This is a genomic window from Mesorhizobium escarrei (assembly GCF_935825525.1).
Taxonomy (GTDB): Bacteria; Pseudomonadota; Alphaproteobacteria; order Rhizobiales; family Rhizobiaceae; genus Mesorhizobium; species Mesorhizobium escarrei.
The window spans coordinates 34,090-50,893 of the sequence record NZ_CAKXZT010000124.1 but is presented as its reverse complement, the minus strand read 5'-3'; the positions used below and the strand labels follow the sequence as shown (position 1 = coordinate 50,893).

Sequence of the window (16,804 nt, the reverse complement as noted above, 5' to 3'; positions counted from 1 at the left end):
TTGAAACCAAATACGGGAGACTATTGGGTGGCTCGCATCACATTGAGACAATTGCTCGACCATGCCGCCGAACACGGCTATGGCGTGCCTGCCTTCAACATGAACAATATGGAACAGGGCCTCGCCATCATGGAGGCCGCCGAGGAGACCAAATCGCCTGTCATCCTGCAGGCGAGCCGCGGCGCCCGCGCCTATGCCAACGACGTCGTGCTGGCCAAGCTGATCGACGCACTGGTCGAAATCCACCCCGATATCCCGGTCTGCATGCATCTCGACCACGGCAACAACGAAGCCACATGCGTGACCGCGATCCAGTATGGCTTCACCTCGGTGATGATGGACGGATCGCTGAAGGAAGACGGCAAGACGCCGGCCGACTATGATTATAATTCCGGTATCACGCGGCGCGTCGTCGATATGGCGCATTGGGGCGGCGTGTCGGTGGAAGGCGAGATCGGCGTTCTCGGCTCCCTGGAGATGGGCGGCGGCGAACAGGAAGACGGCCACGGCGTCGAAGGCGCCGTCAGCCACGACCAGTTGCTGACCGATCCGGAGCAGGCGGTGCAATTCGTCAAGGACACGCATGTCGACGCGCTGGCCGTCGCCATGGGCACCAGCCACGGTGCCTACAAGTTTTCGCGCAAGCCGGACGGCGCGGTTCTGGCCATGAATGTGATCGAGGAGATCCATCGCCGCCTGCCGAACATGCACCTCGTCATGCACGGCTCGTCCTCGGTGCCGGAAGAGCTGCAGGAGATCATCAACAAATATGGCGGCCAGATGAAGCCGACATGGGGCGTGCCGGTCGAGGAGATCCAGCGCGGCATCAAGCACGGCGTGCGGAAGATCAATATCGACACCGACAACCGCATGGCGCTGACCGGCGCGATCCGCAAGGTGCTGACCGAGAACCCGAGCGAGTTCGATCCGCGCAAATATCTGACGCCGGCAATGGCCGCCATGAGGAAGCTGTGCAAGGAGCGCTTCGAGCAGTTCGGCACCGCCGGCAACGCCCCCAGGATCAAGCCGCTGCCGGTCTCGGAAATGGCCAAGCGCTATAAGTCGGGCAGTCTCGACCCGAAATTCGGCTGAGCATTCAGGTAGGCAGGAGCCGCTGGGCAATCGCTTCGGCTTCTAACTCGTGCTTGAGACGACTAATTGTCGGAGTCGGCGCTGCCCCTCATCGCCCTGCCGGGCACTTCTCCCCGTATAGTGACCTATCGGATTCACACATCGCAAAAATCGACTCAGGATCAATAACTTAGATGACCATCGGTGTTGGAAGCGCCGGATGCAGCGCGCGACCGGCGACGTTGAAAAAACTCGCTTTTCCAGCACGTTCCCTCGTGATCGATCAATCTCGGCAGAGATGTGTGAACATGATAGGTATAGTGACGGGGAGAAGGGACTGGCCGCAACGTCGGCGCTCTACTTGCTGCGCCGGCGATTGGCGAAACCCGCGACGTCAGTGCCCCTCTCCCCGTCCCTATACGGGGAGAGGATGCCGGCAGGCAGGTGAGGGGCAGCGCAAACGTGGATAATTCAGGTCGAGGACGGCTTCAAACCTGAAGCGATTGCCCTGGCAGGAGCCGCACCAGCCTATCCTGCTCGCGGCAAAATCGCCGTCCTGCCGGTCTCGATGAACGGCGCCCAGTAGTCGACCGACTCGCGGATCATGGCGACGACCTGGTGGTCGACCGGCTCGCGTTCGCGAAACGACAGTTCGAGGCAGATCTCGTTGTCGACGCCGCCGCCGCGGCGAACCGTCTGCAAAAATTTTTCCGGGGTGATGCGGCCGTCTTTGTTGTAGGCGGCGATGAATGGCCAATGGCCGCCCTTGTTCATCGACGACTGTTTGATGTGGATGATCGGCGATAGCCTGGGGAAGGCTTCGGCCCAGGCATAGGGATCGATGTCGTCCGGATTGCTCGAGGTCACGTCGCCATGGTCGATATCGACCATCATCTTCATCGGGATGGCCATGCCGGCCGCTTCGATCTCGTTGTGCAGTGCCCGGCAGCTCTCGATCGTGTGGCCGAATTCGCGGCCGACCGACATCGGCTCCCAGAACAGATAGGTCAATCCGGCAGCCTTGGCGTGCTCGGCGACCTCGCGCCAGCATTCCAGTGCGATCTCGAAAAGCCGCGCGCGACGCTCCGGATCGTCAAAATCCCTGTGTGTGAAGATCGCGAACTGGGTGCCCATGCCGCTGGCGCCGAGCTCGGCCGAAATGTCGGCAAAGGTCTTGAACCAATCGACGTAGTAGCGGCGCACGTCGGCGTCGGGATGACCGAAATGGTTGAGCCGCCCATAAGGGCCGGTCATCCCGGACGTCACGCGCACGCCAGTGCGGTCGAGCGCGGTGCGGAACAGGCGGACGAATTTCGAGATCGTCGCCGCCGGCCAGCCGGGATTGACGAATTCATGCGTGAGCTGCACGTTCCGGATGCCGATGTCGTAGGCGATCGCGTCGATCAGATCGTCCGGTTCGGCAAAACGGTTGACCAGCGGATTGGTGTTGAGGGAAATCGTAAAAGTCATCAGCCTGCCCTCACCAGTCGGCCAACGCACCAGTCCTCGAAGGCGGCTCTTTCCGCGGCGGACAGATGCAGGCCGTGCTTGGTGCGCCGTTCGAGAATATCGGTTGATGTCAGCGCCCATTCATGCTCGAACAAATAACTGGCCTCGCGTTCGAAAAAATCCTTGCCGAAGCACCGCCCCAGTTCGGTGAGCGACCTGGACGCACCGACCAGAACGCGCGTCCTGGTGCCGTAGAGCCGGCCATAGTGCTTGACCAGCGATGCCGGCATCCAGGGATATTCGTGGCCGAGATCGCCGAGAAACTGCTCGAAGTCGGCGTTGGCGATATCGCCGCCCGGCAGGGATCCTTTCGACGTCCATGGCTTGCCCATTTTCGGAAAGAACGGCGCGATCCGGTCCAGCGCATGCTCGGCCAGCTTGCGGAAGGTGGTGATCTTGCCGCCGAAGACGGAGAGCAGCGGCGCCTGCCCGACTGAGGCGTCGAGTTCGAAAATATAGTCGCGCGTCACCGCGCTCGGATTGTCGGCGTTGTCGTCATAGAGCGGCCTGACGCCCGAGAACGAGTAGATGACATCGTCGCGGGCAAGTTCGCGCTTGAAGTAGCGGTTGACCACCTTGATCAGGTAGTCGACCTCGCTGGCATCCGCCGTCACGTCTTCCGGCCGTCCCTCATAGGGGATGTCGGTGGTGCCGATCAGGGCCAGATCGTTGTGGTAGGGATTGATGAAGATCACGCGCTTGTCGCTGTTCTGGACGAGATAGGCCTGCCGCCCTTCCCAGAATTTCGGCACGACGATGTGGCTGCCCTTGACCAGCCGGACGTTCCGCTTGGAGTTCTGGCCGGTCACGCGGTTGATGATGTCGTTGACCCAGGGACCGGCGGCGTTGATCAGCGCACGCGCCCGAACCGTGGTCCTGACGCCGGTTCGGCTGTCGCGCATTTCGACCGACCACAGGCCGTTTTCACGGCGGGCGGCGGTGCAGGCGGTCCGGGTGAAGATCCTGGCTCCCCGTTCCGCGGCGTCGAGCGCATTGATGGTGACGAGACGGGCGTCGTCGACCCAGCAATCGGAATATTCGAAACCGCGCTTGAACGCATCCTTGATCGGTGCGCCTTCGGGCGCGGTGCGCAGGTTGAGCGTGCGGGTGCCCGGCAGCCGCTTGCGGCCGCCGAGATGATCGTAGAGGAACAGGCCGAGCCGGACCAGCCAGGCCGGCCGGTCGTCCGGGCTGTGCGGCAGCACGAAGCGCATCGGCCAGATGATATGCGGCGCCGATTCAAGCAGCACTTCGCGTTCGATCAGCGCCTCGCGCACCAGCCGGAATTCGTAATATTCGAGATAGCGCAGGCCGCCATGGACGAGCTTTCCCGATCGCGAACTGGTGCCTTCGGCAAGATCGTCTTTTTCGCACAGGATGACGGAAAGCCCGCGGCCGACTGCGTCGCGCGCGATGCCGGCGCCATTGACGCCACCGCCGATGACGAAGAGATCGACGATTTCAGTGGCGCCGCTCATCTCGCCGGATCCTCTATGCCTGGATTGCGTTTCATGGCTGCCGCGACCTTCAGCACCGGTTGACCGGCGGGAGCCCGACGATGAAGCGGCGCACCTCTTCGGCCGCTTGCTCGGCCGCATAAGTCACCGTGCGCACAGAAGCGCCGGCGATATGCGGCGTCAAGGTGACATTCGGAAGCTGCAGCAGCGGCCAGTCGGCAGGCACCGGCTCGACCGCAAAGGTCTCCAGCATGGCGCTGCCGATATGGCCAGAGACAAGCGCATCGTAGAGCGCGTCGTAGTCGACCAGCGGCCCGCGCGCGGTGTTGACGAAAATCACCCCCGGCTTCATCCGGGCGATGGTGTCCTTGTTGATCAGGCCGCGAGTCTCCTCGGTCACGCGAGGATGAAGCGTGACCACATCGGAGCGCGACAGGAGATCGTCCAGCGCGACCAGTTCGACGCCGGCATTGCGGTCTTCGGCGCTCAATTGCACATAGGGATCGCTGACCAGGATACGGCAGCCGAAGGCGCGCAGCAGGTGGACAACCTTGGTGCCGATATTGCCATAGCCGATGACGCCGACGGTCATTTCATTGAGCTCGCGGCCGGTGCGGTCGGCGCGGTAGAGATCACCGCGCCATTGTCCCTTGCGCAATGCTTCGTGCCCGACCCGGATCAGCCGCGTCTCGGCAAGGATGGCACCGATGGTGAACTCGGCCACAGCACTTGCATTGCGGCCGGGCACATTGACGACGGTGATGCCGTGGGCCTTGGCGGCGGCCATGTCGATGTTGATCGGGCCGCCGCGCGAGACCGCAACCAGCTTCAGCGCCGGCAGACGCTGCATCATGGTCTCAGAGAGCGGCGCAAGCTGGGTGACGAAGATCTCGGCGTCGCCAATGAAATCGACCACCTCGTCCGGATCGCCAAAATACTCCTTCACCTTGTCGAGGCCGAGCGCCGCATTGCCAAATTCCATCGGCTCGTCGGGCCAGGCCGCCTCAAGGGTGCGGATGTCGAGATTGTCGCCGCAGGCCTCCTCGATTTTCGCACAGAACACCGCGGGGAGCATGAAGCGGTCGCCAATGATTGCAATCTTCTTACGCATGCTAGACTTCTCAGTTTGCCCTGGAGGCGGCCATCGACCGCCAGACCGGCCGCAGCGCCTCATGCGCCAATGTGTAGGATGGAACCGCCCGCTCATAGATCGCTGCAAGTTTCCGGTCGCTCGGTTCCGCCGCGCCAAGCAGCGGCGTGACCCATTCGCCGACGCATTCGTCCATCGACGCGTATTGGCCGACGCAGACCGCAGCAATCATCGCGGCGCCCGCCGCACCGGCTTCCTCGCGCTGGCTGGTGCGAATGTCAGCGCCAACGGCAGCGCCCAGGATCTTGCGCAGAGCCGGGCTTCTGGCGGCACCGCCGGTCAGCCGGATTTCACCCGGCAGCGGCCCCATGGCGGCGTAGCAATCGCGCGACGCGAATGCCAGTCCCTCAAAAACAGCGCGGAGCATATCGGCATAACCGTGCCGCGACGAAATGCCGACAAAACCGGCCCTGGCGTTGGCATCGACGAACGGCCCGCGCTCGCCGGCCTCCGACACATAGGGCTGATAGAGCAGCGAGGCCGGCTCCGATGACGAAATCCATTCATCGACCAGCGCGATCATCTCGCCATTGCTGCGGGTGATGCCTTGCGATGCGAGAATGCCGGAGGCGAGGCTAAGGATCCAATCGATGTTGAGCGTCGCTGCCATGTTCGACTGCATCTGCGCGAAGACGCCGGGCGCCGGCATCGTCATCGTGTAGCCGGTCCTGGCCTCGTTGAGCAGCACCTCGTCCGGCGTCTGCGCAAGCCGCATATGCATGCCGGTGGAGCCGATGATGGAGCAGCCGGGCTTGCGCTCGCGGTCGAGCAGGCCGGCGCCGAGCGCGGTGCAGGCCACGTCGACATAGGCCAGCACCACCGGCGTACCGGAAAGCAGCCCGGTCGCTTCGGCAGCCGCCGCCGACAGGCCGGCGCTATGCCTGGTGCCGTCGACGATCGGCGGCAGCAGATGCCTGAGATCGGCGACGCCGAGCACCTCAAGCACCTCGTCGCAATAGCCACGGGTGCGGAAGTCGCCGAAGGTGAAGGTGCCCTCGGACGGATCGGTGGCGCGTTCGCCGGTCAGCTTGAAATAGAGCCAGTCCTTGCAATGGAATGCCGTCGCGGCGCCGGCAAGCCTGTCGGGCGCGTTGCGCTTCATGAAGGCAAGCTGCGGTCCCTGCTGGCAGGCGGCGAGCCCGCTACCGGTCTTCTCGAAACGCAGCCGGTCGTCGGGCCGCGCGCGGATCTCCTCGACGATGGCGGCAGCGCGCGCGTCGAGCCACAGCCAGCCCTTCGCGACCGGCTCACCCTCCTTGTCAATCAGCCAGGTGCCATCGCCCTGCCCGGTCACGGCGATGGCGATGGTGCGGCTGGCGAGGTCCGGCACCTTGTCGGCAAGCTGGCGCAATGTGGTCGCGGTATCGGCCCAGGTGCGCGCCAGATCCTGCTCGGCGCCGCCGCCCGGCAAGGTCTCATACCGGTTCGGCAACGCCGCGGCCGCGAGCTGCCGGCCCGCCGTGTCGAAGGCGACGGACTTGATGACAGACGTGCCAGCGTCGATGCCGATCAGCACATCCCCCATCAGGCAAGCTCCATGCCGTGCGAAATGGCCATGCCGCTGGACTGATCGAAGACGTGCAGGTTTTTCGGATCGATGCTGATGTTGATCGGCGCGCCAAGCTCCAGCCGGGTCCGGTCATGTTCGACCAGAACCAGCGAGCCGCCGGCGAAATCCGCCGCGATATGGGTCTGGTCGCCGAGCCATTGGTTGGCCGAAACCGTGGCCGGCACGCCGTCCTTCGAGCGGCGAACCGCATAGGGCCTGATACCGATGACGACCCGCTGGCGTTTGAGCAATTCGTCGCGAACCGAACCGCTGAACGCATCCTTGTCATAGTCGAGCGAAAGCCCGTCGGGCAGCCGCAGATTGATCTTGTCGGCAGCCGTGCCGACGTAGGCCTCGAAGACATTCATCGGCGGCTCGCCGACGAAGGTGCCGGTGAATAGATTGGCCGGCCGCTGCTTGAGCATATCGGGCGTGTCGAACTGCTGCAGCACGCCGCCTTCCATCACCGCGATCCGGTCGGCCAATGCATTGGCCTCGGTCTGGTCGTGGGTGACCAGGATTGCGGTCAAGCCGCGCTCCTTGATGAAGTGCTTGATGCGGCCGCGCAGCACGGCGCGAAGCTGCGGCTCGAGCTGGCCCATCGGTTCGTCCAGTAGATGCAGGTCGGCCTCGCGGATCAGCGCCCGGCCGAGGCTGGCGCGCTGCTGCTGGCCGCCGGAGATGGAACTCGGATACCGCTCAAGAATGTCCTCGATCTCGAGCAGCTTGGCGATGCTGGCAACTTTCGCGTCGACCTGACTTTTCGGCAGCCTGGCCGCCTTCAGCGCAAACGCCATGTTCTCGCGCACGGTCAGCGGCGGATACAGCGAATAGCCCTCGAACGCCATCGCCACATTGCGCTTGACCGGCGGCAGCGTGTGCACCTTGCGGCCGGCAACCGAGATGGTGCCGCGCGAGACCTCTTCGAAGCCGGCGATCATGCGCAATGTCGAGGTCTTGCCGCAGCCGGACGAGCCGAGCAGTGCGACGATCTCGCCCCTGGCGATTTCCATCGTCAGGTTCTGGACGGCGTGCACGCCCCTGTCGATCGGACCGTAGAACTTGTCGACGCCGGAAATGCTGAGTGCGCTCTGGCTCATGCCGCTTCTCCGCTGTGCAAATTGACGACGTTCTTCGCGCCGATACGGTCGCCACTGGCACGATCGAACAGCAGGGCGCTTTTGCCGTCGACGGCGATATGGGCACTGCCCTCGGTTTGACCCGGTGTTCCGGCCGGCCGGGAGACCAGGATTTCGCGGCCGCGCACGGTACGCACCAGCGTGACGATCTTTTCGTTGAGCGGCGTCTCCGCCTCGATCGTCACCGGTATGGCAGCGGGCGTTCCTTCGTCGACGAAGCGCAGCGCTTCGGGCCGCAGGCCGATCACGCAATCGCGGCCGACCGTCGCGTCATAGGCGCCGGTCAGATGGACCTGAACATTCGACAGACCGACATAGATGCCCTTGGCATCGCGCGACGGCTTGATGTCGAGCAGGTTGATTGTCGGATCGCCGAACAGCCGCGCGATCTCGATGTTCGCCGGCTCGCGATAGATCTGCTCGGGCGTGCCGAGCTGCATGATGACACCTTGCGACATCACCGCGATGCGGTCGCCGAGCGCCATGGCCTCCTTGTAGTCCTGGGTGACGTAGACGACGGTCGCGCCGCGGTCGGCCAGCAGCCTCGGCAGTTCGAGCCGCATCTCGAAGCGCAGTTTGGCATCGACGTTGCGCAAGGGGTCGTCGAGCAGCAGCACCGGCGGCGAGCCGACCAGAGCGCGGGCGAGCGCGGTGCGCTGCTTCTGGCCGTTGGACAGCGCCCGTGGCTTATGGCTGAGCACGTGGCCGATCTTCAGCAGCTTGGCGACGCTCTCGACGCCCGCCTTCATCGCATTTTGCGACGATCGCTTGGCCTGCAGCGGCGTGGCGATGTTGTCGAAGGCGGTCATGTGTGGAAACAGCGCGAAATTCTGGAATGCCATGCCGACGCCGCGGAACTCGGCGTCAAGATCGGTCATGTCCTCGCCGCCGATGAAGATCTTTCCCTCATCAGGGTCGATGACGCCGGCGACGAGCCGCAGCAGCACCGTCTTGCCGGCCCCGGACGGTCCGAACAGGACCAGGGTTTCGCCGTCGGCGACGCTCAGCGACAGATTGTCGAGCACAGTCTGGCTCTTGTAGCGCTTGACGACATTTCGCAATTCGAGGCTGGCCATCGGAGCTATCCTTTCACCGCGCCGAGCGACAGGCCTTCGACGAGATAGCGCTGCGCGTAAAGCGCAAGCGCCAGCGTCGGGGTGATCGACAGCACGATCGCTGCCGAGATCTGGCCGTACTGAATGCCGGAGGAGGTGATGAAGGCGAGCGCGCCGACTGTCACCGGCTGCTTGTCGGCCGAGGCGAGCACGAGGGCGAAAACGAAATTGTTCCAGGCGAAGATGAAGGCGAGCAGGCCGGCCGCCGCAATGCCGGGGCCGGCGAGCGGCAGCGCGATCTTGCGGAAGGTGGCGAACCAGGAATGGCCGGCAATGCGATAGGCATATTCGATGTCGGCCGGGATGTCCTCGAAATAGCCGCGCACGATCCACAGGATCAGCGGCAGGCAGATCAGCTGATAGACCCAGATCAGCCCGATATAGGTGTTGGCCAATCCAAGCTTCTGGAAATAGAGGGTGAGCGGCAGCAGCACCAGCAGCGCCGGCGCAAACCGGAACGACAGCAGCGTGAAGGCAATGTCCTCCGAGCCGCGAAACTTGTGCCGCGCAAAGGCGTAAGCGGCGGGAACGCCGAGCAGCAGCGCGACGGCGACCGAGGTGACCGACAGGAACACCGAATTCCAGAGGTTGCGCATGAAGGCGATGTCGAGCGTGCCGGCTGCCGTCGTCAGCTTTCCGGTGATCAGTGCGGTGTAGTTGGCCAGCGTCGGCTTGAAGACAAGCTGCGGCGGAATCCGCAGGATGGTCTCGTTGGTCTGGAAGGACATCATGAGGATCCAGACGATCGGGAACATGAAGAAGATCACGACCAGCGTCAGCGCTATGCCGCGCAGGATGCGTTCGAGAAGCGAGGTGTGTTCCATCTCAGCCTCCTATGCCTGGCCGCGCGCGCGTTCGCGCAGCCGCAGCCAGTTCTTGATGAAGATGTTCGACAGGAAATAGGTGATCGCCCACAGGATGATCATCAGCGCCGCCGAGCGGCCGACATTGGTCGACTGGAAGAAGTTGAGGTAGGCCTCGACCTGGAAGACAGTCAGCGTATCGCCCGGACCGCCCTGGGTCATGGCATAGATGATGTCGAACTGCTGGATGGAATCAAGCAGGCGGAACAGCGTCGCGGTCAGGATGTAGGGCGTCAGCATCGGCAAGGTGATGCGGAAGAACACAAAACTCCGCGGCACGCCGTCAAGTGCCGCCGCCTCGAAGGGCTGCGTCGGCAGGCTGCGCAGCCCGGCAAGCAGCAGGATCATGATGAAGGGCGTGTAGACCCAGATATCGACAAGTACCACCGTGAAAAGCGCGGTCGACGGCGACGAGGCCCAGCGGAAATCCTGCAGTCCGATCAGGCTGGCGAGATAGCTCAGCACGCCAAAGCCGGGATTGGTCATCAGCTTCCACATCAGCGCGGCCAGCGCCGGCGCCGTCATCAGCGGCATCAACAGCATGATCGAGATGAAGTTGTTCAGCGTCGAGCGCTTCTGCAGCAGCATGGCGATGCCGAGACCGAGAAGCAGTTCGAGCAGCACGGTGATGCCGGCATAGAGCAGCGAAATCTCCAGCGTGTTCCAGAACCTCGGGTCGGTGAAAAAGGAGATATAGTTGTCGCCCCAGTTGAACTGCCGCGCCCAAGGCTGGCTCAGCCGGTAGCGCTGGAACGAATAGACGACCGATGTGAAGAACGGGATCAGGATGCCGATGCAGACGAGCAGGGCCGGCAGGCTGAGCACATAGGGCAGCACTTTCTTGCTGATCCTGAAGCCGGAAGGTCTGTTTCTTTGCATTGTCGCCGCAGTCATCGGGCTCACCCATCATCTCTGTTGCTTCGCCCTGCCGGCCGCCCAGGGAGCCAGACGGCCGGTTGGGCGAGTGGCGGCACCGCCAGTGTTTGAGCAATCGGAATTTTCCCAAAACCGGTTGGGTCCGACGCTCCAGGCGCCGCTTCGCAGTGGAATCGCCGGCTGGCCCGCAGCGGTGGGCCAGCCGGCCGCCAGGACTCAGCCGAGCCCGGCTTCCTTGAGCTGGCCGTCGACGCTGGTGGCCAGCATGTCGAGGCCTTCGTCGACCGGCACTTCCTTGGCCACCATCTTCTGCAGCGTCGCCGCCCATTCGGTGGTCAGATCGAAGAACAGCGGCTGCGGGGTGAACTTGATGCTGGCACCGGGCGCCGAAACGTCGAACATCTCGACATAGCCCGGATAGCTCTTGTTCAGCTTCTCGCGGAATATCTGGTCGTTCCAGACCGACTGACGGACCGGATTGACGAAGTCCATCTTGGTCGCACCGAACAATGCATGCTCGGGCCCGGATGCCCATTGCATGAAGTACCAGGTGGCGTCCTTGTCCTTCGAGAAATTGGACATCGACAGCGACCAGATCCAGATATTGGGCGTCGGGGCCTTGGCGGCGGGATTGGCCTTGAAGGCGGAGAAGGCGAGCTTGCCGGCCATCTTGTTGTCGCCGCCGTTCATGAAGTAACCGAGAATGTCGGCGTCGAAAATCATCGCCGAGGCGCCGGCGCCAAGATCGGTGCCGACCTGATACCAGGTGTAGGTCGACCAGTCCTTCGGGCCGCTCTCCTGGATCATCTGGACCCACTGCTTGTGGAATGCCTTGGATTCGGCGGTGTTCATCGCGGCCGACAATTTGCCGTCGGCCGAGACATTCAGATCCTTCTGGTCAAAGTTGGCATAGGCCGACAGGAAGCCGGGATGGATCGTCGCCCAGGAGCGTGAACCGCGCACGCCAATGCCGTAGACGCCACCCCCAACATCCTTGGTCAGCTTGGCCGCCGTAGCGACCATCTCGTCCATATTACCGGGAACGCTGACCCCGACCTTGTCGAACATGCCCTTATTGTAGGTGATGTTGTTCTGTTCGAAGCCCCACGGAATGCACCACTGCTTGGCGTCGTCGGAACCGAGCACGCCGCCAGGCTGGCCATTCCAGGCGCAGGACTTCCTGACACCGGGCAGGAAGTCGTCCCAGGCATAATTCACGTTGGTCTTGGTCGGATCCTTGATCCACTCGTTCAGATCGGTGATCCAGCCGGCGGGGCCATAGGTCCAGGTCATGTAGGCCCCGGTCATGAAGGCATCGTATTCAGGCGAGCTGGCCGACAGCGCAGCGGTGACCTTGTCGAAATAGACGTCTTCCGGAAACACGTCATAGACGACTTCCATGCCGGTCAGCTTCTTGAAGTTTTCGAGGTTGGCGATCATCGCATCGGCGTAAGGATGCTTGTTGAGCAAGAGCTTGATGGTCTTGCCCTTGTGCGCCTGCCAGTCGAAATCCGCCGCCAAGGCCTGGGTCTGCCCCAGATTGAGCAGCGTGCCGGCCGTGCCGGCGGCAAGGCCCATCGCGCCAAGGCCCTTGATCAGCCCACGACGATCGACTTGTCCGCGCAGGAACGCGTCGATCAGGTCTTTCTCTTTCTCATGCATTTGTCTTCTCCTCCACAGGGTAGTTTCAATCGAATGGCTGCCGGCTACCCGACCGGCGTCTGCTCCACGAGTTTTCGCGCCGTCCGCTCATCGGTGACCAGGCCCTTGAGATAGCGGCCCTCCAACACCGATTTGATGGCACGAACCTTCACCTTGCCGCCGGCAACGGCGACAATCCTGCGATTGCTGATGTCTTCGCGCGCCAGCGCCAGCGCCCGGTTGGAAAGCGTCGTCTCGACCGCTTTTCCAGCACCATCGAAGAAATGGCCGAGCAGTTCGCCAACACCGCCGTTGCGGCGGATCTCCTCCATCTCGCCCTTCTCGATCATGCCGGTGGCGACCAGCGACGCCTCGCGCTCGGCAGTGCCGATGCCGGCGATGAGCAGGTCGGCGGACTTGCCGAGATCAAAAACCTCGCTGATGCCCTTCTGTCCGAGCAGCACGGTTCGATCCTCGACCGTGTTGGCGAACATCGGCACCGGCATCACATAGGCTTCGGCGCCGGTCCGTTCGGCCAGCCGGTGAATGACGTCGTGCGGATTGGCCGAGAACTTGCGGGTCAGGCCGCCGAGCAATGAGACGAAGCGGGTCTTTTCGGCCGATATGCGCGGCAGATATTCGACGCAGGCGGCCAACGTGCGGCCGTGACCGACGCCGATCAGCGTGTCCTCGCCGCGTTCGATCTCACGCTTGAGAAATTGCGCGCCGGCGATGCCTAGCGCTTTGAGCGGCAAGTCTTCGCCATCGAAGTCGGGAACGACCTCGCAATAGTCGAGGCCGTAGCGGCTGGACAAATCGTCTTCAAGCGCGACGCATTCCGACACCTCGCCGTCGATATAGACTTTGACCAGCCCTTCCTGATTGGCCTTGGTGATGAGGCGATGCGCCTTGAGGCTGGTCAAGCCAAGCCGCTTGGCAACCTCCGACTGGGTCAGGCCGCCAGCATAGTGAAGCCAGGCGGCGCGCGTCGCCATACTGCTTTCATCGTCCCGGAGGAGGCCGTTTCCAAAACCAACCATTTCCAACCCAAGATATTTTTATCAGTTGATGCAAAATTTTTCACAAGCCGCCGCCGGAGTCAAGCGCCGCGTGGTTCAAATCATACCAAGAGGGCACGGAAGCCCGCAGGCGAGCGATCGTGAGGGTTAGCACGAGACACGACGGGCGCGGCTTGGGTTCGCTCCCTGACTTATCTGGCCATGGGCTTCAATCCCGCATGTGCCACTGCGATGCGAGCGGCAAGCGCGGCGTTGTTGCGGACCAGCGCGATATTGGCCTTCAGGCTGCGACCCTGCGAAAGCTCGTTGATGCGGGCGAGCAGGAACGGCGTCAGTTCCTTGCGCCCGATGCCGCGTTTCTCGGCTTCCGCCACTGCCGCGGCGATCGTGCCATCGATGAAGGCTGGATCGAGCGCATCCACTTCAGGGATCGGATTGGCGACGAGGATGCCTGTGCGCGAGCCGATCTGCTCATGCAGCAGCATGGCCTGCGCAATGTCCTCGGGCTTATCGAGGCGGTGATCGGCTTTCAGTCCGCTGGAGCGGGTGTAGAAGGCCGGAAAGTCGTCGCTCTGGTAGGCAATCACCGGCACACGCTGGGTCTCCAGATATTCCAGCGTTTTTGCAATGTCGAGAATCGATTTCACGCCGGCGCAGACGACGGTCGTGCCGGTCTGGCCGAGTTCGGTCAGGTCGGCCGAGATATCGAAAGTGGCTTCGGCGCCACGATGCACGCCGCCGACGCCGCCGGTCGCGAAAACGCCGATGCCGGCCAATGCGGCGATCCGCATCGTCGCCGAGACCGTGGTTCCGGCCGAGCCGCCGCCTACCATAATGGCGGCGAGGTCGCGCCCGGAGGCCTTGACCACGTGCTTTGCCGCTGCCAGCTGCTCCAGTTCACCGTCATCGAGCCCGACCTTGATCTTGCCGGCGACCACCGCGATCGTGGCGGGCACCGCACCGTTCTCGCGCACCACGGTCTCGACGCCGCGCGCAGTCTCCAGATTGGCCGGATAGGGCATGCCATGGGTGATGATCGTCGATTCCAGGGCCACCACCGCGCGGCCTTCTCGAAGTGCTGCCGCGACTTCGTCGTTCAGGTGGAGAAGGGAAGGCTTCATCGTCGTCTCGCTTTCAGGTCGTCTCACTTTCACGGTCGTCTGGCTTTCAGGCGGGAATGCGGTACATGCCGGCGGTGAGGAAGCGCGGCGACAGGTCAGGATGGACGCTGGATTCGCTCTCGGTGGTCAGCGTGGCGAGCAGCGCGCCGGTGCGCGCCGCGTCGAGCACGGGATCGCCCGAGAGCACCCTGTACATGGTGCCGGCAATCATTGCGTCGCCGGCGCCGGTGATGTCGACGGCGCGGGCCGGGACGGAACGCATCGTCGCCACGCCGCCTTCGGTCGCGACCGCAAATCCGTGCGCGCCCATGGTCACGATCACCTCGCCGGCGCCGGCCGCGCGCAGCGCCGCCGCAGCCTCTTTCGGCCTTAGCCACTTGTCGGCATCGGTGATGCCAAGCATCGTATTGGCCTCGTCATGGTTGGTGAACAAAAGGTCGATGCCGGACAGGTCCTTCGGCAGGCGTGTCGATTTCGGCGACGACACCGTGTCGACGGCGAGCTTGAAGCGCGCGCCCTGCTTGCGTGACATCAGCGCTGCGATCGTCGCGGCCGGCAGGTTGCAGTCGATGAACACCCAATTCGCCGAAGCCAGATGCGGCCAGAAACGGTCGAGACAGGCTGGCGAAAACAGATCGAAGATCTCCATGTCGGCGATGCCGAGCACGAGATCGTTGTTGAGATCGAGGATAGCCGCATATTCCGCCGTCGGCCGCTCCGTGGTGGTGATGACCTGGCTGACGTCGGCGCCGAGATCGCGCAGATGCCGCACCAGCGAGCGGCCGGTCTCGTCGTCGCCGACAATCGAGACAAAACTTACGGCGACGCCGAGGCGGACAAGGTTCTCGGCGACGTTGCGAGCGACGCCGCCGAAGCTGCGATGACCGTCGACCGGGTTCGACGTCCCGAAGATCAGATCCTTCCTGGCGTGGTACTTACGGTCCAGAACGGCGCCGCCGATGCAGATCATGCGCTTGGACGCCGGCAGCACATAGCCGCGACCAAGAATGTAGCCCTTGTTGACGAGCTGCACGATGTGGGCCGCCACGGTCGAGCGGGCAATGCCGAGCGCGGTCGCTATATCCTGCTGGCCGACGAAAGGCTTCGCCGCGATAAGATCCAGCACTGCCTGTTCCTGTGCTCCAAGGTCGTCCATCGCCTCGCCCCCGGCCCGTGCAATTCATGCTGAACTTTTTTCAACAACAGATGACGATGTCAACATTTGTTTGGCTGGCCTATCGATGCCAGCCGCAGGTACTGGTCAACGGCTGGCGCCGCATCACATTACTTGTTGCCGATGGCAAGAAGTTTGAATGCAAGCGGATGAACGAACAGGAGTTGATGTCGGAGCTGGAGCGGTTGGTTTCCGAGGATCGGAACCCGAGGACGATGGATATCGACCTGCTGCCGACCATCGATATCCTGCGCATGATCAATGACGAGGACAGCGGCGTTCCAGCCGCCGTCGAGAAGGTCATTCCGCAAATTGCTGCCGCGGTAGACCGGATCGTCAGTGCGTTTCAAAAAAGCGCGCGGCTTGTCTATATGGGCGCCGGCACGAGCGGCCGGTTGGGAGTTCTCGACGCCTCGGAGTGTCCGCCGACATTCGGCGTGCCCGAGGACATGGTGCTCGGCCTGATCGCTGGCGGCCCCAAAGCGCTGGTGCGGGCTGTGGAAGGCGCCGAGGATGATCCGCAACAAGGCATCAAGGCACTTCAGGGCATCGAGTTGACCGCCGACGATGTGGTGGTCGGCATCGCGGTCAGCGGCCGCACACCCTACGTCATCGGCGGCTTGACCTATGCAAGGCAGGTGGGAGCAACGACGGTGGCGCTTTCCTGCAATCCCAGGTCAGTCATTGCCGGCATTGCGGACATTGCGATCTCTCCGCTTGTCGGCCCCGAGGTTCTCGCCGGCTCGACCCGGTTGAAGTCGGGAACCGCGCAAAAGCTGGTTCTCAACATGCTGACGACAGCCAGCATGATCCGGATCGGCAAGAGCTATCAGAACCTGATGGTCGACCTCAATCCCAGCAACAAAAAGCTCGTCGCCAGGGCAGTTGGAATCGTGATGCAGACCACCGGCTGCACAGCGCAGCAGGCACGACGGGCGCTCGACCAGACCGGCAACGACGTCAAGTTGGCGATACTGGTGACGATCACCGGGATGGGCATCGAAGAGGCGCGCAAGGCGCTCGACAATGCAGGCGGGTTTCTGCGAAAGGCGATCGGCGAAAAGACGGTGTGAAGCCGCCTGGATACCGGATACTGGTACACAGGACGGATCGACTTCGA

Annotated in this window: 14 protein-coding genes; 2 read left to right on the top strand and 12 right to left on the bottom strand. The window is 63.0% G+C overall.

Annotation, left to right across the window (positions count from 1 at the left end):
• Positions 1–27 precede the first annotated feature (27 nt).
• The gene (gene fba, locus NMG80_RS14630) at positions 28–1,092 is read left to right on the top strand and encodes a class II fructose-bisphosphate aldolase (RefSeq protein WP_128179731.1); all 1,065 of its coding nucleotides are present in this window, start codon (positions 28–30) and stop codon (positions 1,090–1,092) included.
• Between the two features lie 507 nt (positions 1,093–1,599).
• Here the strand turns inward: fba and NMG80_RS14625 are convergent.
• The 12 genes from NMG80_RS14625 to NMG80_RS14570 form a co-directional block, all read right to left on the bottom strand.
• Positions 1,600–2,541: a sugar phosphate isomerase/epimerase family protein gene (locus NMG80_RS14625; RefSeq protein ID WP_254018741.1), complete on the bottom strand. Its 942-nt coding sequence runs from the start codon at positions 2,539–2,541 to the stop codon at positions 1,600–1,602.
• Positions 2,541–4,058: a glycerol-3-phosphate dehydrogenase gene (locus NMG80_RS14620; protein ID WP_254018740.1), complete on the bottom strand. Its 1,518-nt coding sequence runs from the start codon at positions 4,056–4,058 to the stop codon at positions 2,541–2,543. The genes NMG80_RS14625 and NMG80_RS14620 overlap by 1 nt, the downstream gene beginning before the upstream one ends.
• Positions 4,059–4,107: 49 nt before the next feature.
• Positions 4,108–5,148, bottom strand: coding sequence for a 2-hydroxyacid dehydrogenase (locus NMG80_RS14615; protein ID WP_254018739.1), 1,041 nt, complete (start codon positions 5,146–5,148; stop codon positions 4,108–4,110).
• 10 nt (positions 5,149–5,158) lie between these two features.
• Complete coding sequence (locus NMG80_RS14610) at positions 5,159–6,712, bottom strand: FGGY-family carbohydrate kinase (protein WP_254018738.1); 1,554 nt, start codon at positions 6,710–6,712, stop codon at positions 5,159–5,161.
• A complete protein-coding gene (locus NMG80_RS14605) occupies positions 6,712–7,836 on the bottom strand; it encodes an ABC transporter ATP-binding protein (RefSeq protein WP_254018737.1) in 1,125 nt (374 codons plus the stop codon). Before NMG80_RS14605 ends, NMG80_RS14610 begins: the two co-directional genes overlap by 1 nt.
• Positions 7,833–8,951, bottom strand: a complete 1,119-nt coding sequence (locus tag NMG80_RS14600; protein ID WP_254018736.1) for an ABC transporter ATP-binding protein — start codon at positions 8,949–8,951, stop codon at positions 7,833–7,835. Before NMG80_RS14600 ends, NMG80_RS14605 begins: the two co-directional genes overlap by 4 nt.
• 5 nt (positions 8,952–8,956) lie before the next feature.
• The gene (locus tag NMG80_RS14595; protein WP_095518160.1) at positions 8,957–9,814 is read right to left on the bottom strand and encodes a carbohydrate ABC transporter permease; all 858 of its coding nucleotides are present in this window, start codon (positions 9,812–9,814) and stop codon (positions 8,957–8,959) included.
• Between the two features lie 9 nt (positions 9,815–9,823).
• Complete coding sequence (locus NMG80_RS14590; RefSeq protein WP_077381507.1) at positions 9,824–10,747, bottom strand: carbohydrate ABC transporter permease; 924 nt, start codon at positions 10,745–10,747, stop codon at positions 9,824–9,826.
• A 198-nt stretch (positions 10,748–10,945) separates the two neighbouring features.
• On the bottom strand, positions 10,946–12,391 hold the full coding sequence (locus tag NMG80_RS14585) for an ABC transporter substrate-binding protein (protein WP_254018735.1): 1,446 nt from the start codon (positions 12,389–12,391) through the stop codon (positions 10,946–10,948).
• A gap of 44 nt (positions 12,392–12,435) precedes the next feature.
• Positions 12,436–13,410, bottom strand: a complete 975-nt coding sequence (locus NMG80_RS14580) for a sugar-binding transcriptional regulator (RefSeq protein WP_254018734.1) — start codon at positions 13,408–13,410, stop codon at positions 12,436–12,438.
• A gap of 170 nt (positions 13,411–13,580) precedes the next feature.
• Complete coding sequence (locus tag NMG80_RS14575) at positions 13,581–14,510, bottom strand: pseudouridine-5'-phosphate glycosidase (protein WP_254018733.1); 930 nt, start codon at positions 14,508–14,510, stop codon at positions 13,581–13,583.
• A 46-nt stretch (positions 14,511–14,556) separates the two neighbouring features.
• The gene (locus NMG80_RS14570) at positions 14,557–15,666 is read right to left on the bottom strand and encodes a carbohydrate kinase (RefSeq protein WP_254018732.1); all 1,110 of its coding nucleotides are present in this window, start codon (positions 15,664–15,666) and stop codon (positions 14,557–14,559) included.
• Between the two features lie 167 nt (positions 15,667–15,833).
• Here NMG80_RS14570 and murQ point away from each other — a divergent pair, with 167 nt between their 5' ends.
• Positions 15,834–16,757 (top strand): N-acetylmuramic acid 6-phosphate etherase, encoded by a 924-nt coding sequence (murQ, locus tag NMG80_RS14565; protein ID WP_254018925.1) that lies wholly within the window; start codon positions 15,834–15,836, stop codon positions 16,755–16,757.
• Positions 16,758–16,804 lie beyond the last annotated feature (47 nt).